22 protein-coding genes are annotated in these 21,816 nt (G+C 64.0%); 13 read left to right on the top strand and 9 right to left on the bottom strand.

Annotated elements, in window-relative coordinates:
• Positions 1-24: 24 nt before the first annotated feature.
• The gene (locus tag NKH37_RS28360) at positions 25-597 is read right to left on the bottom strand and encodes a hypothetical protein (protein WP_353012979.1); all 573 of its coding nucleotides are present in this window, start codon (positions 595-597) and stop codon (positions 25-27) included.
• Positions 598-731: 134 nt separating this feature from the next.
• On the opposite strand from NKH37_RS28360, the gene NKH37_RS28355 reads away from it, so the two are divergent.
• Positions 732-2,882 carry a ParB/RepB/Spo0J family partition protein gene (locus NKH37_RS28355; protein WP_353041974.1) on the top strand — a complete coding sequence of 717 codons (2,151 nt, stop codon included), beginning with the start codon at positions 732-734 and terminating at the stop codon, positions 2,880-2,882.
• Between the two features lie 73 nt (positions 2,883-2,955).
• On the top strand, positions 2,956-3,753 hold the full coding sequence (locus NKH37_RS28350) for a UCP036055 family protein (protein WP_352643839.1): 798 nt from the start codon (positions 2,956-2,958) through the stop codon (positions 3,751-3,753).
• Here NKH37_RS28350 and NKH37_RS28345 read toward each other — a convergent pair.
• Entirely contained in the window at positions 3,735-4,007 is a 273-nt protein-coding gene (locus NKH37_RS28345) for a hypothetical protein (protein ID WP_352643840.1), read from the bottom strand. The two genes, NKH37_RS28350 and NKH37_RS28345, sit on opposite strands and share 19 nt — an antisense overlap.
• Positions 4,008-4,042: 35 nt before the next feature.
• Here NKH37_RS28345 and NKH37_RS28340 point away from each other — a divergent pair, with 35 nt between their 5' ends.
• Positions 4,043-4,672, top strand: a complete 630-nt coding sequence (locus tag NKH37_RS28340) for a DUF1419 domain-containing protein (protein ID WP_352643841.1) — start codon at positions 4,043-4,045, stop codon at positions 4,670-4,672.
• A 431-nt stretch (positions 4,673-5,103) separates the two neighbouring features.
• Here the strand turns inward: NKH37_RS28340 and NKH37_RS28335 are convergent, their stop codons facing one another.
• Positions 5,104-6,294, bottom strand: a complete 1,191-nt coding sequence (locus tag NKH37_RS28335; RefSeq protein WP_353041972.1) for a DUF1173 domain-containing protein — start codon at positions 6,292-6,294, stop codon at positions 5,104-5,106.
• Positions 6,295-6,481: 187 nt separating this feature from the next.
• Here NKH37_RS28335 and NKH37_RS28330 point away from each other — a divergent pair, with 187 nt between their 5' ends.
• The 10 genes from NKH37_RS28330 (at position 6,482) to NKH37_RS28285 (ending at position 17,027) form a co-directional block, all read left to right on the top strand.
• Positions 6,482-10,975: a strawberry notch-like NTP hydrolase domain-containing protein gene (locus NKH37_RS28330; RefSeq protein WP_353041970.1), complete on the top strand. Its 4,494-nt coding sequence runs from the start codon at positions 6,482-6,484 to the stop codon at positions 10,973-10,975.
• Between the two features lie 12 nt (positions 10,976-10,987).
• The gene (locus NKH37_RS28325) at positions 10,988-12,037 is read left to right on the top strand and encodes a DUF7146 domain-containing protein (RefSeq protein WP_353041968.1); all 1,050 of its coding nucleotides are present in this window, start codon (positions 10,988-10,990) and stop codon (positions 12,035-12,037) included.
• 247 nt (positions 12,038-12,284) lie between these two features.
• Positions 12,285-13,226 carry a DUF2493 domain-containing protein gene (locus tag NKH37_RS28320; protein WP_352483439.1) on the top strand — a complete coding sequence of 314 codons (942 nt, stop codon included), beginning with the start codon at positions 12,285-12,287 and terminating at the stop codon, positions 13,224-13,226.
• Positions 13,227-13,288: 62 nt separating this feature from the next.
• Positions 13,289-13,549, top strand: coding sequence for a type II toxin-antitoxin system prevent-host-death family antitoxin (locus NKH37_RS28315; protein ID WP_352483438.1), 261 nt, complete (start codon positions 13,289-13,291; stop codon positions 13,547-13,549).
• On the top strand, positions 13,539-13,958 hold the full coding sequence (locus tag NKH37_RS28310) for a hypothetical protein (protein ID WP_023723159.1): 420 nt from the start codon (positions 13,539-13,541) through the stop codon (positions 13,956-13,958). The genes NKH37_RS28315 and NKH37_RS28310 overlap by 11 nt, the downstream gene beginning before the upstream one ends.
• Before the next feature lie 157 nt (positions 13,959-14,115).
• Positions 14,116-14,394 carry a type II toxin-antitoxin system TacA family antitoxin gene (locus NKH37_RS28305; protein WP_023723160.1) on the top strand — a complete coding sequence of 93 codons (279 nt, stop codon included), beginning with the start codon at positions 14,116-14,118 and terminating at the stop codon, positions 14,392-14,394.
• Positions 14,395-14,802, top strand: a complete 408-nt coding sequence (locus NKH37_RS28300) for a GNAT family N-acetyltransferase (protein WP_353041966.1) — start codon at positions 14,395-14,397, stop codon at positions 14,800-14,802. It begins immediately after the preceding gene.
• 290 nt (positions 14,803-15,092) lie between these two features.
• A complete protein-coding gene (locus tag NKH37_RS28295) occupies positions 15,093-15,626 on the top strand; it encodes a hypothetical protein (protein ID WP_353041964.1) in 534 nt (177 codons plus the stop codon).
• A 708-nt stretch (positions 15,627-16,334) separates the two neighbouring features.
• The gene (locus NKH37_RS28290; protein WP_006339490.1) at positions 16,335-16,658 is read left to right on the top strand and encodes a DUF736 domain-containing protein; all 324 of its coding nucleotides are present in this window, start codon (positions 16,335-16,337) and stop codon (positions 16,656-16,658) included.
• A gap of 57 nt (positions 16,659-16,715) precedes the next feature.
• Positions 16,716-17,027: a hypothetical protein gene (locus NKH37_RS28285; RefSeq protein ID WP_352834551.1), complete on the top strand. Its 312-nt coding sequence runs from the start codon at positions 16,716-16,718 to the stop codon at positions 17,025-17,027.
• Positions 17,028-17,109: 82 nt separating this feature from the next.
• Here the strand turns inward: NKH37_RS28285 and NKH37_RS28280 are convergent, their stop codons facing one another.
• The 6 genes from NKH37_RS28280 to NKH37_RS28255 all read right to left on the bottom strand — a co-directional run bounded on the left by NKH37_RS28280 (position 17,110) and on the right by NKH37_RS28255 (position 21,800).
• Positions 17,110-17,382: a hypothetical protein gene (locus tag NKH37_RS28280; RefSeq protein WP_353011655.1), complete on the bottom strand. Its 273-nt coding sequence runs from the start codon at positions 17,380-17,382 to the stop codon at positions 17,110-17,112.
• A gap of 64 nt (positions 17,383-17,446) precedes the next feature.
• Positions 17,447-18,157 (bottom strand): hypothetical protein, encoded by a 711-nt coding sequence (locus tag NKH37_RS28275; RefSeq protein WP_353011653.1) that lies wholly within the window; start codon positions 18,155-18,157, stop codon positions 17,447-17,449.
• Positions 18,158-18,237: 80 nt separating this feature from the next.
• Complete coding sequence (locus tag NKH37_RS28270) at positions 18,238-18,657, bottom strand: hypothetical protein (protein WP_353011651.1); 420 nt, start codon at positions 18,655-18,657, stop codon at positions 18,238-18,240.
• A complete protein-coding gene (locus NKH37_RS28265) occupies positions 18,654-19,742 on the bottom strand; it encodes an AAA family ATPase (protein WP_352834562.1) in 1,089 nt (362 codons plus the stop codon). Before NKH37_RS28265 ends, NKH37_RS28270 begins: the two co-directional genes overlap by 4 nt.
• Before the next feature lie 11 nt (positions 19,743-19,753).
• Positions 19,754-21,103 carry a type IV secretory system conjugative DNA transfer family protein gene (locus tag NKH37_RS28260; protein WP_353041962.1) on the bottom strand — a complete coding sequence of 450 codons (1,350 nt, stop codon included), beginning with the start codon at positions 21,101-21,103 and terminating at the stop codon, positions 19,754-19,756.
• On the bottom strand, positions 21,075-21,800 hold the full coding sequence (locus NKH37_RS28255; protein WP_353041960.1) for a hypothetical protein: 726 nt from the start codon (positions 21,798-21,800) through the stop codon (positions 21,075-21,077). The genes NKH37_RS28260 and NKH37_RS28255 overlap by 29 nt, the downstream gene beginning before the upstream one ends.
• Positions 21,801-21,816: the final 16 nt, after the last annotated feature.

Genomic DNA, 21,816 nt, shown 5'->3' with positions numbered 1-21,816 from the left:
CAGCGAAAACTTTCGTTGCTGGCCTCACGTCCGGTTCGCCATCTCCATCAATCCCAGCTGCCGTGCTCCGAAGCAAAAGGACGGCGCTTTTTTCGTGGCGGTCAGGTGACGGACGAAAGGCTTTCGGCCGTTCCGTCGTGGAACAAACCGAGGGAACCCGACAACATCTACGCCCAATGTATCGCCGCAGGTCTCCCGGTCATCGACAGCTGATCCGTCAAGTTCGGTATCGTGCTGCAGCTGACGCTTGGCGGGCCGCTGGTCGCTGTCGGCCGTAAGCCCGAGCCAGCATCCTGGCATGGCCTCTCCTACGTCCCGCAGCATGCCGTCGCCAATGCGGCGGCAGGCGCCGAGGTCTGAAACATAGCCCGAGAAGGCGCAGCGCATGAGCGGCGGGCCTCTTCTCAATCTCTTCACATGACGGAATTCGAGGATCTGAATGTTCGGCACGACCGGACGCGCAACACGAGCAAGTCCGTCACCGTCGACCGGCAGGCACTGATCCATATGCTGACGGACCACGCCAGCATGCTGGAGGCCCTCGGGCGGCTCGGTCGCGTCGATCCGCGAGCCGAAACGATAGCGGCGCGTCGTCATCCCGACCCATCAAATCTTGCGGCAGGCGGCCAGCGCCGGCGTGAGGTTTGGAGGCAGAGGGGGGAGAGGAGTTTCCTGACGGGCTTGGAGGTTCGGGGAGAGGCCCCGGGCCGCCCGTCATGGAGAACCTGACCATGGCAAAGAACGCCATTCAGAAGATCGCGATGAACGCCGCGGAGAATATTCCCTATGACAAGCTAATGCTGTCGCAGAAGAATGTCCGGCGCATCAAGGACGGCGTGTTGATCGAGCAGCTGGCCGAAGACATCGGACGGCGAAAGTTGATCCAGAGCCTGAACGTCCGTCCCGTGCTCGGCGGCGAGGGCGAGGAGACGGGCACGTTCGAGGTGCCCGCTGGCGGCCGGCGTTATCTCGCGCTCGGCATCCTCATCAAGCAGAAGCGCCTAGCGAAGAACGAGCTCATCCCCTGCATCGTCAACCGCAGGGAGGAAACCTCAGCCGAGGAGGACTCGCTTGCCGAGAACCTGCGCCGTGCAGACCTTCATCCGCTCGACCAGTTTCGCGCGTTCAAGAGTCTCAGCGACCAGGGCCTCGATCCGGAAGAGATCGCCGCGCGCTTCTTCGTGTCGCCGGCGACGGTGAAGCAGCGCCTGCGGCTCGCATCGGTGTCGCCGAAGCTCCTCGACCTCTACGAGAATGACGAGATCCGGCTTGAGCAAATCATGGCCTTCTCGATCTCGGACGATCACGCGCGCCAGGAGCAGGTCTGGGAGCGGATTTCCAGCTCGCACACGCAGGAACCCTATTACATCAGGCGTCTGCTCACGGAGACGACGGTGCGGGCCGATGATCGCCGGGCCGTCTATGTTGGAGCCAAAGCCTATGAAGCAGCTGGCGGCGTCATCCTTCGCGACCTGTTCGAGCAGGATTCCGGCGGGTGGTTCCAGGATGCCGCACTTCTCGAACAGCTTGTCTTCGATAGGCTGAAGATGGATGCCGAGGCGGTCCGCGCCGAAGGGTGGAAATGGGTCGAGGCGGCAATCAGCTTTCCCTATGGCCACACCTCCGGCATGCGGCGCATCTATGCCGAGGCGCAGGAGCTCAGCGCCGAGGAGATCGAACGCTACGACGCGCTGAAGGCCGAATACGACAAACTGGATGCGGACTATGCCCAGGCCGAGGATGCCGACGAAGCAATCGAGGCGAAGCTCGACCAACTGGGTGCCGAGCTCGATGCGATCGATGATCGTCCTCAAAGCTACGATCCCGCCCAGAAGGCCATTGCCGGGGTGTTCGTTACGCTTTCCGCGAACGGCAAGCTCCAGGTCGACGCCGGTTTCGTGCGGTCCGAGGACGAGCCGCGGACCGAGACCGGCGACGTCGATGAGGGCGAGGAAGGGGGCGCCGATGGCGGAACCCGATCCACTGGCGACGACGATGGCGACGGTGTTGTCGTCAACGGCAGGCCGGTGAATGACAGCGCTAATGACGATGGCGAGGACGATGGCATCAAGCCGCTGCCCGATCGGCTCGTCTTCGACCTGACCGCGCAGCGGACGCTGGCATTGCGCAACGCGCTCGCCGGTGACGTCGACATCGCCATCGTCGCCGCACTCCATGCCTTCGTCCTGCAGGTCTTCTATCGCTTCGCGCCGGACTCGTGCCTGGAGATCAGCCTGAAGAGCGGCAGCTTCAGCCAGGTCGATGGTCTTGCTGAGACATCCTGGGCCAAGGAGATCGCCGAGCGGCACGAAGCCTGGAACCGCGATTTGCCTGATGAGGCGGAAAGCCTGTGGGACTTCCTTCTCGGCCTCGACGAAGCAAGCCGCAAGGCGCTGTTCGCGCACTGCGTCTCGCTGACCCTCAATGCGGTGGTCGAACCCTGGAACAGGCGGCCGAAGGCGCTCGAGCATGCAGACATGCTTGGCCGCTCGCTTCAGTTCGACATGGTCGACGCCGGCTGGACGCCTACGGTCGAGTTCCTTGGGCGGCTCACCAAGGCGCGGATTCTACAGGCTGTCCGTGAAGCGCGTGGCGCAGACTCCGCGCAGCTGATCGACCACATGAAGAAGGACATCATGGCCCGTGAAGCCGCCCGTCTTCTCGAAGGATCGAACTGGCTGCCCGAGCCGCTGCGCCTTGAGGTCGATGAAGTGGCTACCGATGCTGGCGACGCGGTCGTCGGCGACATGTCGGACGAGGTGACTCTCGACGGCGATGCCGCCGAGTTGCCGGCTTTCCTTGCCGACGATGCGGATCCGTCCTCCGAAGAGCCGGTGACCATCGACGGCGACGAGGCCGACCACCTCCAGGCCGCCGAATAATCGGCCTCACGCTCGCACCGGGCCCGGCACTCCCGCCGGGCCCTTTCTCGTTTTCTGACATGGAGAAACCCGCATGTCCGCACATATCGTGTACGAATCCGCCCCTTTGGGGAGCGTTATCCGGTACAGCGACGGCGCCGCGAAACCGCCGGCTCGCTTCACCAAGAAGCTCGCCGCCTGGGAGAGCCGCAACGGCGTCGGTCGCCTGGTCAGGAAGGAACCGCCGCGCGAGCGCGCGACCTATAGCTCGCCGGCCTACTTCACCCTGCATGAGGGCGATTTCGGGCAGGGCGGCATCATCGTCGTCTCGGTCAGGCGCACCTGGTCCGTCGAGAGTGACCTGGGTTTCGAGATCGTCGAGCGTCCTACGATCGGCATGGTCCGCGTCCTGCAGGAACTCGGCGACAGCCCGGAGCTGCTCTATCTCGCCAAGGATCGCGAGGCGGCCGAACGCTGGCTCGCCAACAACCAGTATGGTCGGGCCTATCTCGAGGAAGTCTCCGCGGACGAGGTTCGGCGCCGACGTCATCGAGGGCCGCACGGTCGCCTGATCGCTTCACCCCATAGAACCACCCCGACGACAGACCCGGGAACGCGTGAGCGGTCGCCGGGTCTTTCCCGTTTCATGGAGATCGACATGTTCGACTGGAACAGAAGCTGCTCCTATGACGAGCAGCAGAAGAGACGTTTTCACACGATAGCCCGTTCACGGCTCAAGAAACTCGCTGCCCAACTAAACCTGCCGCAGGGAAGCTTTGACCTGCGCTCGAACAAGGCGGGCATAGCCGTTCCGGTGAAATTACCCTGCACCATCACCGCGCCTACATCCAGGTCGGCCAGTTCGGTTTGTCCTCAGATCACGGCATCCTGATCCGCACCTGCAAGGGCCGCAAGGACTATACCGGCGGGGCCAACCACTTCGTTGCGCTCGACATGCTCAACGACATCCCGGCGCTCGCCGCCGCCGTCCGTGCCGTTACTGGGGTGGTCGAGGCGCTTCGCCTTCCTCCGAGCAACGCGCCGCCTGAAGCCTGCAAACCCCATCATCGCCGGCGCACGCGCCGGCCGCAGGCCCGGCCAGTCGACAGCCACAACACCACAAGCAGTTGCGACGACGCGGTTCATGCCGCGCGTGGCCGACCTGCGTTCAGGAGAACCCCATGACCGCACATCCACCCTTCAGGAAGGTGCTCGACGGCGTCGCCACCCGCGAGCAGATGTTCCAACTGTTCAGCCGACACAAAGACACTCCCGGCATCGATCCGCTTTCCGGCACGCCCTATTCAGGCGAGTGGTTCCAGATTGCCGCGTCAGAATATCACTTCATGCTCGATTTGCTGCCGCCGCTCTTCATGCGCACCGGCATGTTCGGCATCTCGGAGTTCAAGGCTGGCAACGTGACCAGCGTATTCTTCGCGATCCGGATCCGGGGCCGCGAACGCTGGTTTCATGGCTTTTGCGACCTCACGGATCGGCAGTCGCCAGACAAGATGCGCGCCGCCATCATCGCCCACGAGACCGGCGCGAGTGACAACATGACCCGCGCGGAAAAGCTCGAGGCCATCTGGAACGCGAGGCATCCCGACTTCAAGGGGATCGCCGGCGAGATCAATCCCCACACCTGGCCTGCGGAGCACCGTGCCAAACGCGTCATTCTCGTCAACGACGGTGGCAACGGCACGATCCTGAAACTGCTGGAGGACCTGTCCGACAACGAAATCGACAACCGACTGGCGGCGATGCGCCCGCACACCAAAAGGCGAGGGAGCAACGATGAGGACCCTTCGTAAGCAGCCGACACGGGCGGACAAGCGCAGCTACGAAGCGTATTCGACCTATACCGCCGGCTTGGGTGTCTCAGATCGTTGCCGATACCGGCGCACACCGCCACCCATCGCAACCATCGACCGCAGTGCCGCCCCGGACGGACGCCGATGCGAAAGCCAACTCTCCAGCGTTTCGCTCGCCGATGCAACGCGGGGGTCGGACAGGTCGAATGGCATGACGAGTTCAACGCTGACAACGATCACTCGCCCGCTGTGCTTACACCGCGGATCCTCGCAAACCCGCAGCATGCTCACCGAAAAAGACGATCGCTGGTCACCCCTCACCATAGCGTCATGGTCCAAGACAGCGGGGATCCTTGTCCAACGCATTGTCTGAATCGATGGCCGCCAATTGATTCACGAAATTGATGGAAATCTGAGATGTCGTTCCCAGCCTATGGAAGGGCCGGCATCTCCCCGTCACCGACCCTCCAGGTCCACGCACCCATCTCCGGCCGGTTCGCGATCATATCCTGCAACGAAGCTTCGAACGCTTCGCCCGCACCGGCCGGAACGACAAAGAGCGCTATCGGCTCGTCCCTGTTCTGAAGCAATGCGTTGGCGATCGGCTGGTCGGGTTGCAGGTCAAAGCGCAATCCCTTTACGCTCTTCTCGCGAAGGCGGGCGAGCCCATCGACGAGCTTTTTCTCCGGGATCGTCTCGTAGGGAATCCAGTTCTCGGACACCACCATCAACGCGACCTCCTCGACAATGGCGAGGCCGGCCGGGTTCAGTCCGAACGTAGCGATCGTCATGAGATGTGAGCTGGAATCCGCTGCCCACAGGGACAGTTCTTTCTCAAAAAGCGCCTGCAAGCGGCGATGCAATGCATCGTCGATCATGAAGGGAAAACCGGGCAAATGCCTGATGACGAGTTTCTGACCGGATCGGGCGGGCACGATCTCCTTCACCTGGCCGACCAGGACAAGCAACTTTCGTGGGCCGGATTTCGGCGGGAGCGCCGTGCCGAGAACCGCGTTGCGACGATTTTCGATCGCTTCCTTGTTCTCGGCGCGAAACGGCTCGGGTACGAACAGGATGTCCGCGAGCGGTCCTCCCCTCACAGTCATTTGCCTGGCAGCCTCGAGCAGATGCCAGCGGACATTCCACCAATGTCGCTTGCCGGCCCATCGGGATGTCCAGACCGTCAATTCGGCCTCGTGCCAGAGATAATGAAGGAGGCCACGCAGCGACATCTTCCTGGGATCGGCGGTTACGCTGGCGGAACTTTGCCCCGCAGGCACGGATGCTGCGCGGCTCCCTGTCTTCGACAGGTTGAAGTCCAATTTGAGGGCCGCCATGCCGCTTTGCGGATCGAGCTGTATCGCGCTGCCCATCAAGGCGCCCAGGCCGGATAGTTCGTAAGGCGATTCATACGAATCGCAGGATGGATCATGCCCGCCGCCACTCAGCGGCATGCGCTTGATCAGATGAAGGTCGCCGATGCGCGCAATGTACATCGGGCAGCCCGGCTCGCGGCACAGGCATAGCGGACGCTCGGTGCGAGCATAGGCGTTTGCCAGCGCCGCCTGCAGGTCAGGCGCTCCCTCCTCGTAGACCGCACTGCCAATTCTGAACCGTCGCATCACCTCCGCAGCTCCAGGTCGCCGCCGCATCCCTGTCCGGACATTCAAGTCATGGCTTTGTGCAGAGCGCAACCCCTTTGGTGCGTCGGCGCCAGAGGCAGAGGGGAGCCGGGAGGAGTGCGGCCCGGCTGGCGCGGAGAGAGTGCCGGCGCGGGTGCCACTCCCCCCTCTCGCGAAGGACATCTCCATGAACATTGTTTCGACCACCTCGACCGTCGCCCGGACGGCCGCTCGCCTCGCGGTGCCGGCACATGACGCCATCAACACCGCCCAGGCGATCCATCAGGCGTCAATGCTGCTTTTGCCTTTCCTCGGGCAGGGCAAGCCTGTCACCACCGCCGCCCTGCGCACCGCCATGACGACAAGTTTTGGCGGCAGCGATGCGCAAGGGTTCTGGGTCTGGAAGGACGCCTATGAAGCGCTCGAAGTCGCCCAGGTGCTGTTTCTGCGCCGGTTCGGCCCTGCGATCCTGTCCCGGTCCACCACACCGCAGGCAACGCTGGCGATGATGAAGCGCATCGCCGAACTTCTTCCCACTCATACGCGACGGTCCGACGAGGGCCAGGCCATGCAGCAGCTCTCGACGCCCTTGCCGCTGGCCTTCGTCACAGCGCACGCCGCGGCGATCGCATCTCGCGACCTCGTTCTCGAACCCTCGGCCGGCACCGGTCTGCTCGCCGTCCATGCCGAGATGGCGCGCGCCTCGATCGCCCTGAACGAGCTTGCCGCGACGCGGGCCGATCTCATCGGCCTGCTGTTTCCCCGGTTCCCCGTCTCCCGGCACGACGCTGCCCATATCGACGATCATCTCGACGCGGCCATGGAGCCGTCCGTCGTGCTGATGAATCCACCCTTCAGCGTCGGCGCCTATATCGACGGCCATGTCGCCGATGCGGCATGGCGGCACCTCTCCTCCGCATTCGCACGCCTGCGTCCGGGCGGGCGCCTGGTAGCCATCACCGGCACCGGCCTATCTTCCGAAAACCCCAAATGGCGGCCCGCCTTCGAACGCCTGCAGCAGCAGGGCACCATTGTCTTCACCGCGGCGATCAACGGCCGTGTCTACGCCCGCCATGGCACCACCACTGAGACCCGCTTGACCATCATCGACAAAGTTCCTGCTACCGACCCAACCAGCTTCTCCTCGCCGGGCAAGGCCATGCATGTCGAGACGTTGCTCTCCTGGATCTCGGCCCTGCCGCCCCGAGCACCGGGCGGCTTTCCGGACTCGATCGGTGCATTGTCCAGCGGCATCCTGCGCAATGCCGCCATGCACATGGGCGCCCGATCGGGGGCGAGAGCCGCACCCCTCGGTGTCTCAACGGCTGCTCCGAAGGCCATCCAATCGGTTCGTCCGATTGTGCGGGCGAAGCCCGCTCGCCAGGTCATGGCAAGCAGCGCGCCTGCCGTCCCGCTCGCCTATGAGCTGCGCGACTGGATGCCCGAGGAGGGCGGCCGGCTCACCGACACGATCTACGAACCGTACGCGCTCCAGTCAATCGACATTCCCAGCGCCAAACCGCATCCGACGCCGCTCGTGCAATCGGCCGCAATGGCCGCCGTCGCGCCGCCGAAGCCTTCCTATCGACCGCTTCTTCCTGATGCGATCATCGACGAGGGCCTGCTGTCGGACGCCCAGCTCGAAAGCGTCATCTATGCCGGCGAAGCCCATTGCGGCCATCTCACCGGCGCCTGGACGGTTGACGAGACCTGCGATGTCGTCTCGGCCGCGCCAGAAGGTGCTGCGAACGCTGTCCGCTTCCGCCGTGGATGGTTTTTGGGTGACGGGACCGGCTGCGGCAAGGGACGGCAGGTCGCCGGCATAATCCTCGACAACTGGCTGCAGGGCCGCCGCCGTGCGATCTGGATCTCCAAGTCGGACAAATTGCTTGAAGACGCCCAGCGCGATTGGGCAGCACTTGGCCAGGAAAAACTTCTCGTCCAGCCGCTCTCACGTTATCGGCAGGGCACACCGATCCGCCTTGCCGAGGGCATCCTGTTCACGACCTACGCAACCCTGCGCTCGCAGGAACGGGAGGGCAAGAAATCCCGGATCGCCCAGATCCTCGACTGGGTCGGACAAGACGCGAGGGGGGACGAAGGCCCGACGGGAATCAATAGATCTTTCGATGGCGTCATCGTCTTTGACGAAGCGCACGCCATGGCCAATGCCGCTGGCGGCAAAAGCGAGCGTGGCGACGTCGCGCCCTCGCAGCAGGGCAAGGCGGGACTGCGGCTGCAGCACGCGCTGCCCAATGCCCGCGTTGTCTACGTCTCCGCGACCGGTGCGACCGCCGTCGAGAACCTGGCGTATGCGCAGCGTCTCGGCATCTGGGGCAGCGAGGATTTTCCATTCGCCAACCGAGCCGAATTCGTCGCCGCGATCGAGAATGGCGGTGTCGCGGCGATGGAAGTGCTCGCCCGCGATCTCAAATCGCTCGGCCTCTATATGTCGCGTTCGCTCTCCTATGATGGCGTCGAATACGACTTGCTCGAGCACGCACTGACCGATGAGCAGATCCGCATCTACAACGCCTATGCGGACGCCTTCCAGGTCATCCATAACAACCTGACTGCCGCACTCGAGGCCACCAACATCACCAGCGAGGCCGGCACGCTGAACCGCAACGCAAAATCGGCGGCGCGCTCAGCTTTTGAAAGTACCAAGCAACGTTTTTTCTCGCATTTGATCACCTCGATGATGATGCCAACGCTGATCGGCGCGATCGAGCAGGACCTCGCCGACGGGCATGCGGCAGTCGTACAGATCGTCTCGACCGGCGAAGCGCTGATGGAACGACGCCTTGTCGATATCCCAACCGAGGAATGGTCGGATCTGCATGTCGACGTCACGCCGCGCGAGTACGTCGGCGGGTACTTGCTGCACTCCTTCCCCACCCAGCTGTTCGAGGAATATTCGGACGCGGAGGGCAATGTCTATTCGCGGCCTGTCCACGACGAAGATGGCAACCCGGTCCAGTGCCGGGAGGCCATTCGCCGGCGCGACGAGATGATCGAAAACCTTGCATCGCTGCCGCCGGTCGGCAGCGCGCTCGACCAGATCATCCATCACTTCGGCACCGCCAGGGTTGCCGAGGTGACCGGCCGCTCGCGCCGCATCGTGAAGAAGACCGGCCGCGACGGCATCGATCGGCTCGCCGTGGAAAACCGCCCTGGCTCGGCCAATCTCGCCGAGACCCAGAGCTTTATGGATGACGACAAGCGCGTGCTGATCTTTTCGGATGCCGGGGGCACCGGCCGCTCCTATCATGCCGATCTTGGGGTGAAGAACCAGAGGTTGCGCAAACACTATCTGCTGGAGGCCGGCTGGCGCGCCGACAACGCCATCCAGGGTCTCGGACGGACCCACCGAACAAATCAGAAGCAACCGCCGTTGTTCCGGCCCATGGCCGCCAACGTGAAAGCCGGCAAGCGCTTCCTGTCGACCATTGCGCGACGGCTCGACACGCTGGGCGCGATCACGCGCGGCCAGCGCCAGACCGGCGGGGCGGGACTGTTCCGGGCCGAGGACAATCTCGAAAGCCCCTATGCCCGTGCGGCCCTTCGCCAGTTCTATCTTCTGTTGCACCAGGGCAAGATCGAGGGCTGCTCGCTCACGACCTTCGAGACTGTGACCGGGCTGTCGCTGACGACTGACGAGGGCGGGCTGCGCGACGAACTGCCGCCGATCACGACCTGGCTCAATCGCCTACTAGCGTTGCGCATCGAAACCCAGAACCTGCTGTTCGAGGTGTTCGAGCAGTTGATGGCGGCGAAGGTCGAAGGCGCCATTGCCGCCGGCAATTACGACAAGGGGCTGGAGACGATCACGGCGGAGAGCATCGTCGTTACCGATCGCCGGACGGTCTACACGCATCCGGTCTCCGGCGCGCAGTCCCATGTCCTGACTGTTGCGCGCAAAGACCGCATCCGGCCACTCGGCCTGGTAGACGCTCTGGCGATCGTACGCGCCGAGCCGCAGTCAGTCCTGCTGGTCAACACGCGTTCCAATCGAGCGGCGATCCAGCTGCCGACCGCCAGTCTGATGCTCGACGACGGAACGGTCGAACATCGCGTCCGTCTGCTTCGGCCGATTGACGAGCTGCGCTTTGGTCTTGACGCCCTCGCCGAAACCCACTGGCAGCCTGCCGACCGGAAGCTGTTCTGCGAATTGTGGCAGGCAGAAGTCACAGCGGTCCCCGAGTTCACCCCGAGCACCTTCTACATCGTCGCCGGCCTGTTGCTGCCGATCTGGCGGCGGCTGCCCGATCATGATTGCCAGGTCTACCGGATCCAGACCGATGCCGGCGAACGCATCATCGGCCGTCACATCGCGCCGACGCTGGTGGCCACCATGCTACGCAATCTTGGTATCGACCATGTGCCGACGCTTGCGCCGGAGGCGGCATGGACAGGCCTGATCGAAGGCAAGATCGGCTTGCAGCTTGCCGAAGGCCTGGTCCTGCGCCGCAGCCGCGTCATGAACGACTACCGCGTCGAGCTGGTCGGCTTCACCGAAGCGATGGTCCCGCGGCTGAAGGCGCTGGGTCTGATCTCCGAAATCATCTCCTGGAAGCTGAAGCTGTTCGTCCCGACAGGCGACGAAGGCTCCGCCATCCTCGCGACACTCCTCGATCGCCATACGCTGGTCGGGGTCACCGAGCGCACCGCAGCGGCTTAAGGGGAGGCGATCATGACCGCCTCGGCCTCCGAGCTGGCACGCCGCCTTGGCGAACATGCCGAGGCGGTGTGCCGCGAATATCTCTCCAACGGCCATCGCTCCGGCAATCACTGGATCGTCGGTGATGTCCGCAACGCACGCGGCCGCTCCATGCATGTGCGGCTGAAAGCCAATGCCAAAGGCCCTGCCGGCAAGTGGGTCGACGAGGCGACGGCCGAATATGGCGACCTGCTCGACGTCATCGAGGCGAGCTGCGGCCTGGTCGGATTCCGCGAGGTCGCCGATGAAGCGCGTCGCTTCCTCGCCATCCCACGGCCACAACCCCAGTCCCGCTCATCCGATATCCAGCGCCAGCCTGCCGCGGCACGCGGCTCCCCTGACGCCGCCCGCCGCCTGTTCGCCATGTCGCAGCCGATCGCCGGCACGCTGGCCGAACGCTACCTCACCGGCCGCGGCATTCTGCTTGCCGCCCGCGAACGCGCCCTGCGCTTCCACCCCGGCTGCTACTATCGCGATCTCGTGACCGGCGTGACGCAGACCCTGCCCGCGCTGATCGCTGCGGTCACCGGCATCGACGGGCGCATCACCGGCCTCCAGCGCACCTGGCTCGCTCCGGACGGCAACGGCAAGGCGCAGATCGCCGATCCTCGACGCTCGCTCGGTCATCTCCTGGGAAATGGCATCTGGCTCGGCCTCGATCCCGGCACGCCCGTTCCGGTCATGGCCGCCGGCGAGGGTTTCGAGACGATGGCCTCGCTCCGCACGGTGATGCCGGCGCTGCCGGTGGCTGCGGCCACCTCGGCCAATCACCTCGCCGGCCTGATCTTGCCCCCCGGCTGCCGCCGCCTCTACATCGCGGCCGACGCTGACGCCGCCGGCCGGCACGGCATCGAACGTCTCAGCCAGCGCGCAGGCGAGTCAGGAATCCTCGCCCTGGTGTTGCGGCCGCAGCTCGGCGACTTCAACGACGATCTGCGCCATCTCGGCCCAGCTCATCTCGCCGCATGGCTCAGCGATCAGCTCGTCCCGGAGGATGCCCGTCTCTTCCTGCCGCCCGGATGAACGGGCGGGGCCGGCAGGCGGGCAGAGTCGGCGTCACCGGAAGCCTTGCAGGCATGGCGACGGTCCGCCGGAGAGGCTGTGCCCGCGGCCTGCCCGAGAGGCGACCCCTGCCACCCCCCGGTCACGGCCGCAACGGCTGCGCCGTCCTCCGCTCGCGCTCCGGCCTTCGGTGCGGCCGCGCCCGCGGCGCGGCCGGGATGCGCTGTCAGGCCGCGATAGGCGCGACCACAACCGATGGAGACACGCCATGACCTACGAGCTTCCTTTCGACGACGCCTACGAACCCTACCACGCCTCCTCGCCGACCGATCGTGTCATCCTCGAACTGCAGATGTACGGCCATCGCCCGCACCAGGACGAACCTGATCCTCGGCCGCTTCCCGACGACGAAGTGATCCGGGCTGGCCTCGGCGGCATCGTCGAGACCTTCGCCGGTATGCTTGGCGACACCAGGCTCGAACCCGATCTCGACGACCTGCTCTGGTCCTTCGCAAACGTCTTCCACCGCGCCGCCGAGCGCGTCGCCCGCAGCCTTGACCGCAACGAGGACGCGCAGCGTTCGAGCCAGAGTGAGCAGGACGGCTCCGAGGTGAAATCGGTGGAGCTGGAACGGCTCACTGCGGAAGGCATCACCTATATCGAGCGCCGCAACGTGCTCGAAATCATGCGCGATGAGGCCGCCGACCTCTACGAGGCGCAGACCGGATCGGCATGGCGGCCGCGCACCGGCTCCAAGGTCAGCCACCAGGCGATGACCGCAGCGGTGATCGACTCCAGAGACTTCCTCGCCGCCCGCCGCCATGCCGAAACCGAGGTGCTCGTTCCAGCCGGCACCAAGATCGCCTTCGCCGGCGGCCTCGACTGCAACGATCACGACCGGATCTGGGAGGCGCTCGACAAGGCCCGCGAGAAGCATCCCGACATGGTCCTGCTCCACGGCGGCAGCCCGCGCGGCGCCGAACGCATCGCCGCCTGCTGGGCCGAGAACCGCAAGGTCACCCAGATCGCCTTCAAGCCGGACTGGACCCGACACGCCAAGGCGGCTCCGTTCCGCCGCAACGACCAGCTTCTCTCCGTGGTGCCCTACGGCCTGATCGTCTTTCCCGGCTCCGGCATTACCGACAACCTTGCCGACAAGGCGCGTCGGCTCGGCATCCCCGTGTGGCGGTTCGCGGAGGGCGGCGCGTGAGTGCCGTTTTCTTGCAAATCAAGAAAATCCAGATAATATGGAGATCGATAAGGAGTCCAGCCATGCGCCAGTTCACGACGGGGGATCTCAACAAGCAGGTTGGCGACGTCACCGACGTTGCCAGCCGCGAACCCGTTATTCTTACCAAGCACCGGAAACCCCGGTTCGTGCTGATGAGTTACGAGCACTACGAACGAATGCGCATCGGCGGCGATCCCCGCCGCGCATACCGTGTCTCCGAGATGCCAGAGGAACACACGGAACTCTTCGCCGCCGAGATCGACCGACTAGCGCGCGGGGAAGGATACGATGATGAGCGGTAGATTTCTGCCTGGTCAGGTGATCTCCTACCCGTATCTTTGGGCATGGCAACACGAGCGCGGCGAAACGGAAGGCCGCAAGAGCCGGCCGACCTGCGTAGTCATCGCTGTCCGCGGCGCAAGAGATGGCCTGACCCATCTCGCGCTCCTGGCGATAACCACCCATCCACCGACCAGCGATCGGGTCGGTTTGGAAGTCTCCGCTATCGAGTGCCGCCGCGCCGGTCTGACCGATCTCAAACGCTGCTGGATTGTGGTTGACGAATACAACTACGATATTGCCGAACGCTCCTGGTACATCGAATCCGACGGTAAGCCCCTCGGTCGTTTCAGCAAGGCATTCATGATGAAGATCGCAGGCGCCTTTATCGAAGCGCGCAGCGAGGGCCGCCGCGTCAGCCGTCTGGATTGACGTTCTCTTTCGCGGCAGGGAGCATACCTCGGATCGGATCAGTCCGCCGTTTCCGCATGCCTGTACGCCGGTCGCAGGAACAGGAATGTTGCGTCACGCAAATCCGGTGTCATGCTGCATTGCACGGACGTATGTCCATCCAGCACAGGAACGCACCATGGCCGCCGCCGCGAATAGGAAGATATCCGTCTCGATGCGGTTTCGCGACGACGATCTCACGATCATCGACCGCGGCGCGGAGCTGCTCGGCCTGTCGCGCACCGAGTTCATGCGGCGCGCAGCACTGCACGAGGCGCAGGCGGCCATCGTCAACACAACCGCCATCGTGTCCCCGGAAGCCTATGACGCTTTCATGCAGGCGATCTCAGCCCCCGCCGCTGCGCCTCCGCCGAAGGCGGCCGAGCGGCTGCGCCGGTCCCCGCCCTGGGACCGTTAGGTGGCGCTTTCAGGCATCGAACTCTCGATGACACGCACCGCCTCGACAGCTTCGATTGCGGCAAGCCGGCACTCAACGCCTGGCTGGCTGGCTTCGCGCGAACGAACCAGGCCCGCGGTTTACCCGCGTCCTGATCGTTCACGACGAGGGCACAGTCGTCGGCTATTACGGCCTCGCGCCAGGCGTGATCCAGCCAAACAGCGCACCGCGCGCCTCCGCACCGGCCGGCGGCCCGATCCGACCCTGTTAATCGGACAACTCGCCGTCGACCACCGCCATGCCGGGCAAGGCGTCGGCAGCGGTCTGGTCAAGGACGCGCTGCATCGCTGCGTCGCCGGCGCCGACATCGTCGGCGGCCGCGCGGTGGTGGTGCGGGCTATCGACGCCGAGGCCGAGCGCTACTGGTAGAACTCGGGCTTCATTCCCGCGCGGACAATCCGTCGGTGCTCATGCGCTCGATCCAGGACGTGAGCCTCTGGCTGGCCGACAAAGGCCACTAGCTCCACGCGCGTAGCGCCTCCGGCAGCGGCAGGGGCCGGCGCGCCGGCCTACGGCCGGCCGGGCTCTCGTCGCGGCCTCCCGCCGCTCCCCGAGCCGGCTTCGCCGTCTCGGCCTTCGGGTGACGATCCCTCGCGAAGGGCCGGAGGGAAAGGGCGGCCAGAGCGAGGCGGGGGCGCTGGAGAGAAAGGAAAGTCACGATGGCGATGATATTCATAGGTGGATCGCGCGAGATATTCGAGCTGCCGGAACCTGCCATCGCTCGGATCGGCGCAATCGTCGCTGCCGAGCACGGCGTGCTGATTGGCGACGAGTCTGGAGCCGATGCCGAGGCGCAGGGCCTGCTCGCGGGCTACGGCTACGAGCATATCGGGGTCTTCCATACCGGCAAGGAACCCCGCAACAATCTGGGCGACTGGGCCGCCTACCATGTTCCTTCTCCTGAGGGCGCCGAAGGATACTGGTTCCACGCCGCCAAAGACCGGGAGATGGCGCGGCGCGCCGACTTTGGCATGATGGTCTGGGATGGCGCATCACCTGGCACGGCCGTCAACGTGCTTCGGCTCGCCATCGCGAACAAGCCGTGCGTCATTTACGATCTGGCAAGGGGCAGCGTGGCGACGACGTACAATGTGCAAGACTGGTGCGCCATACTCCGCCATGCCGGTATGGACATTCGCCGCCAGGCCGAAGCCCGCATGATGCCGGACGAGGGTCTGGCGTTGCCGGGATGATGTACGCGCGGTCCCGCCGACAGCTCGGCGGTCCGATCCGATAGGCTTGATCCGGCCCCGCGCCGCCTACTCCACTTTTATGAACGGCCGGAGCCGACCCCTTTCGAAACCGGCCCGCGCAGAGCCGCGGGGCGTTGTGCAGGATGATCATCTTGACGCTTCTCGCCTCTGAGGCGGGGGCAAGCGTGCCGAACATCCTGGCGTGCCGGGTCATCCAACCTGGCTGCGAGGCTCGTCCCCGAGGGGCGTGAACTTCGCTGCCAGTCGGCTCCGATCTCGAAACCGCTGTGCCGCCATACCGAACACGCCAGGCGGTCACGCGCCGGGCTGCTGTTCGATGTGTTGGCGACGCCGACGACATGACCCGAGAGGCTGCTGCATGTTCCTGCGATCCGGCAGCGTTGCGTCGGCGGTCTAGCGATGGCGGCCTGAGTTCTTTTCCTTCGGTCGCATCCGGGGCCATTCCCGTTTCATGTCGCCTTTGTAGACGACCGCCTGCTTTGTGCGGTCAACCCCCGTTGGGGTACACTCGGCGAATATTCAGGAAAATTCGATTTCTGTTTTTTGTCTGCAGACAGGCGAAGGGCCTGTCCGCTATTTTTCGGCAAATAGAATTTTCCAGAATTTTCGCCGAGATGACCGCAGCAGGACGGCCCTCTCCTTTGGCGCCATCGGGAATGGTCCCGATGCAACCGAAGGAGAACTACCATGGCCACCACGATCGCAAACCTCACCACCAAGTCCGACGGCTCGATGGAAGGCGTCTTTGCCACGCTCCGGGTCAACGCCCCGATCACCCTCATCCCGAACACCAACAAGTCGCGCGAGGACGCGCCCGACTACCGGATCGTCAACAAGCGCACAGGCTTCGAGATCGGAGCCGGCTGGCACCGCATCTCCCAGCGTTCGGGCGAGGAGTACCTCTCGGTCAAGCTGGAAGCCCCCGAGATCGGCGTGATCTTCGGCAATCTTGCACCCGCCCCGGGCGGCGAGGAGAACAAGAAGGTCATCCTCTGGAACAACCCCCAGTGAGGCATCGGTGGCCGGCCCCGCAAGGGGTCGGCTCGCCACCGGCAAAAGGAGGTTGCAATGAGCCGCTACACCATCACCGTCACTGGCACCGCCACCAGACAGGGCCGCTCGGATCCAGACGCTGTCATCGGTTACGACCCGCCGCTTCGGACCTATTTCCTGCAGGCGTTCCCCCACGACGTGACCGACGACCCGGCGCTCTGGCTCGGCACCCACGATCACGCGTTCGAGACGCTGCAAGATCTTCACGACGCAGCCGTCGCTCACGGCTATGGCTTCATGCCACTGCCGGCGGTTGTCGCGGCGAAACTCATCAAAGACAAGGTGGCTGTTGCTAGCCCGGGCGCCCCGCGAAGGAGATCTGGCTGAATTCCTGAAACGCCTCAATGAGCCCGGCTAGGCGAACGCGCCCAAACGGCCGGCGACGGAGCGCGCCGTCGCCGGCCTTTTCTTATGCAAAGCGTGGCTGAAGACCAATGCCTATCGGCCGGTGCGGACGGTCGACAGGCAGACGGGCGGGAGCGCTTAACCGCGATTTCCGCGATCGCGGAATTGCGAAAACGCCCGTCGACAGACCCAACATGGCGGCAAGCTGTTCGCGGGCGAGCCCGCGCATCTCGCCGCTTTTGGGCGTTTGCTTGCTGAGCTTCTTTTCCATTTCAACGAAAGACACAACCCGTTGAAGCCAGGCCTGCGGAACATCGGCTTTCAAAACCTCGTTCATCCGTTTCGACGGACCCTGATTGACGGCGGCTGTGGTGCTTTTTGGTTCTCGCCATGACCTTTTGCTACCCCTGGTGCAGCAATTCGCCGCTGTCGATCATGCGCAGGTTCATGTCGGCGGGGGTCTTGATGAGCAGTTGGGCATTGAGAACATGCAGGTCACGCGGCTCGGTGCAGGCCAGCCAGGCGCGAAGCTTGTAAAGACCGGGGTGAAGATCGGCGCCAAAGATGAAGGAGACGCTTTTTTGCTCTCTGGCCGGCATCGGAATTTCACCATGCTGGGAGCCGATCGAGCGATCTTCGAGCCACAGCGAGGCTATGCAGCCGGCATTGACAAAAACGTTGGATCCGGTGGTGGCGCGGTATTCGACGGCGAGTTGCGTGCGGCCGGGTTCTGCGACCTTCAGCCAGCCCTGGAGTTCGACTGAGGTGAGGCCGGTGTAGAGCACACCTTTGCGTGACAGTTCATTGAGGGGAATGGCGCCGCCGATATAGACAAAGCTGCCGACGCTGTCGGCAGGGATCTCTGGAAGATCGTCTTTTTTGGCCGGCGCAACCCGGGCGATGGCGAGCGCGCCCCGCTGGTAACCTTGGCTGGCACCGGCTTCGGAGGAAGCCTGCTTCTTCGCGCCATCGTTTCCGGTGGCGGGCAGGCTGCCGTTGCTCTTTGCCGACGCACCGTCCTGTCCGGGGATGCCGAGATGCTCGATAATTCGATCGAGTTTTTGCTCGATGCGGTCCAATTGCTGCTGGTTTGCCTGCTGGTCTTGCGCCAAGGCAAAGCCGGAGCCCTCAACGAAACTCAACGCTGCGATTGCAATGCCGAGCGCCAGCCTGCCCACGCTTTTCCTTTGCATCATGGGGATGATCCTTCTTTCGGTACGGTTCCAAAATCGTCGTGCGGCGCGGGCGCCACCTTTATTCCTTGCAGCGGCCGGCCAGGAGCGACAGCAGGCGTATGGTCTTGAGCCGGCTCCGAGGTTGATCCAGGCGCGGGCGGTTCGGTCCGCGACCCTGCGGCTGTAGATGCATTGCCCTGTTCGAATTTTTCCGAAGTTGACGTCGGCGTGCCGGCGTTCTTTCCAGCGCCGGCAACGGGGCCGTCGCGATTGCCGGCGAGATCCCGAACAATACTAATAGCCAGAAAGATCAAAGCCAGAACGGCGGCGATCGTGGCATAGCGGAACAGCGGATCGCGCCGGAACAGGGCGGGAACAAGTTGGAGCCAGCGCACCAGCGTGGCTCGCACAGATGAGAGGAGGGTTTGAGCCGTCATGTAGTTGATCCCTGCCGCTCGTGTGATGCTATCGCCGCCGCAATGTCACCTGGCTCGATGGTCATGATGGCGTCGCGGCCAGCACTGCCGATGCCGTGGGTAGCAAGACGCATGGCTTGCGCCTCGCGCGTGCTTTCCCAAAGCGTGCGGATTGCGCGGGCATTGCCGAAATCGTCTCCACGCTCCGGTTGGATGCGGACGCAGGCAAGGTTAGCCGAGTTCTCGGCCGCGGCGTCGAGCACAAAACCTTCACGGTTGGCGAGGTTGCGAAAAATCCCCGCCAGCTCTTCAGCCGAATAGTCCTCGAACATTATTGTCCTGGTGAAGCGGGAGCGCAGGCCGGGATTTGCTTCGAGGAAGCGGCGCATTTCACCGGTATAGCCGGCGGCGATGACACACAATCGATCCCGATGATCCTCCATCAGCTTCAGCAGCGTGTCGATCGCCTCGCGGCCAAAATCGTTATTTTGGCCCTCGGGGGCCAATGCATATGCTTCGTCAACGAACAGCACGCCGTCGAGCGACGCCTCGACCGCCTCCCGTGTCTTGATTGCGGTCTGTCCGATATAGCCGGCGACAAGCTGGCTGCGGTCGACCTCGACGACATGGCCGGATCTGAGCAGGCCGAGTGCGAAAAGAATCTCGCCCATAAGACGCGCCGCCGTTGTTTTTCCGGTCCCTGGATTGCCGAGGAAGATCAGGTGCAGGCTTGGGGGTGCGGCGTTGATGCCGTAGCGCCGACGTTCCTGCTCGGCCTGCAGCACCGCGACCAGCTTCTTGACCTCATCCTTGACGGAGCGCCACCCGGTCATGGCGTCGAGTTCGGCCAGCACGTCATCGAGCGGCCGATGTCTTGCTGCACGGATCGGCAGAGCCGGTTTCCGTTCAACGCCTGCTTGCGCGTCCCATTCACCCTTCGAGAATTTCGGCGATACCGGCACGCCATGCTTTGCAGCATGCGCCAGCCGCCAGCCCATGACGATAACCGCGACGATAAGAATGACGCCGGAATAGGTTTCCAGCAGGGCGAGCACGACGATCAGGACGGCAAGGCCAGGGATAATCGGGGCCAGAATGCGCTGCATCTCTTGCCGCCTCAACCCGACGCGGCTTGGGGCGCGAAACGGTTCCGCTCGACCTTGGCGACCATTTCCGGCCTGCGGAAATAAATCGCTCTGCCGCAGCGCAACGGCTTTCGGCCCTGGACGAAGACGAACTGCTCGTCGGCTCTGGCATCGGCAAAAATTTCGGAGACGGTCGCCAACCGTCTGCCACGCTCGGAGCGCTGTTCCGAGGCGCCGGTCGAGGCGGTGCCGATCTCGAGCGGCTTTGCGCTTTTTCCCCGGTTTTTTGTCTCGGAGTTCAGCACGACGCCATGTTCGCCCAGCGCTTCGGAGACAGCGCGGGCCTGTTCGAGCGAGCCGATCGCGGCGTAGGATCGCCAGGAAGCGCTTTCGAACCAGGCGCTCTTGCCGCCATCGCCCCATTGTTCGCGCAGCTGGCCTTCGGACTGATAGAGCATGACCAGCGTAATGCCGTATTTGCGGCCGGCATCGCGGGCGCGGGCCAGTGAGGTCATGTAACCGAGGCGGGCGACCTCATCGAGTAGGAAGACGATACGCCCGCCCGGCAAGACGCCGTCGGCCTCATAGACGGCATTGAGCAGGAATCCGACAACGACACGGGCGAGCGCCGGCGTCGATTCCAGCACCTTCATCGGGATGTTGATAAAGAGGTCGAGCTTGCCGGCGATCAGATCAGCAGTGCGAAAACTGTTACCCGACACCAGTTTTGCGTAGGCGGGATTGGCGAGCCATTCGGTTTGCTCGCTCATGTTGCCGTAGACGCCGGAGAACGTCTCGGCGACCAGCCCCATCAACTGGCCTGCGAGATGGCGGGCGCGATGCGAGGAGGAGTGTTCAAAAATGCGTGCTAGCTCGTTCCGCATTTTTGCCTCCGGCAAGGCGAGCCGTTGCGCCAGAGTGACGAGATTGCGTTTGTCGTCGGACAGATTTTTGTCGAAGACGATGTCGGAAAGCAGGGTCTCGACGATGGCCTTGCCACGGCCCTCGAAGAAGGCCTTGCCCGAGGCGCCGTGCGGCGCATCACGGGTGGCGGTGTGTTTCTCGCCGCAGATCCAGTCGACGACCGAGCGGATGTCGCCATCGATGAGCGGCGAACTTTTTGTCAGCCAGTCGAGCGCGTTGAAGGCTCCGCTGCCCGTCATCGGATCAATTGAGATGACACGCCGGCCCATCGCCGTGCGTGCGCCCGTCAGCATCGGCGCCAGCTCGGAGGAGGGATCGAGGGTGACAATTGAGGCGCGCCAGGTGAGCAGCGTCGGCACGCAGACGGAGACGGTTTTGTAGGCGCCCGAACCGGCGAAGACGAGGCCGTGGGTGCCGCCCCAGGAGAGATCAAAGGGTGAGTAAAGGCGACTTGCCACCCTTGCCCCATGTTTTTGGATCGCGCGGATCAAACTTTTGTCCGCGCCGGGCCGGCGCATCCTGATCGACGCGGTAGGCTTCGCCGATGACGACGCCGCCGCGCGGATTGGTTGTCGACTTGGCCGAACCACCGAACAGGTTTTGTGACTCGCGAATGTCCATCCAGTCCGCGTGGCCAAAGATGTCAGAGGAGGCACGCTCAACCGGCTTGACGCTTTGGGCGTGCAGCGATTTTCCCATCAGCATCCTGACGCCGGCCGTGGTCGCGAGAAAGCCGACAACCCCGGCATAAAAGATGGCCATGTCGGCTGCGTTCAAAATGGCGGACCAGGCATAGTCTGATCGGTAGCCGAGCAGTCGTGTCGCTTCCGGCCAGACGGTGAAAACCGTTGCCGCGGCCATGCCCAAGACGCCGGCGATGGCAGTGAGGGGCAGCACCATGCCGGATCGACGCAGCAGCAGAGCCGCCGCCATTGTGATGGCCGGCCCGAGCAGCGCGATCGATGGCCATGCCGCGTAACCAAGTCTGTAAATCACCGATGCCGGCGAGAGACCCGTGCGATACCAGTCGAGCAAGGCGCCGCCCCACAGAGCATGCGCGTAGCGCCAGGCCGGGTACCAGATGACGAGCGGCAGGATGGCGAAGGTTGCCTTGAACAGTGTCTTGACGAGATCATAGGACAGCCGCCCGAACATTTTTTTGGCTCCTCGG

The organism is Mesorhizobium sp. M1217 (genome assembly GCF_040318275.1).
Taxonomy (GTDB): Bacteria; Pseudomonadota; Alphaproteobacteria; order Rhizobiales; family Rhizobiaceae; genus Mesorhizobium.
The sequence above is the reverse complement of the archived record's forward strand: the minus strand, read 5'-3'. Positions and strand labels throughout refer to the sequence as shown.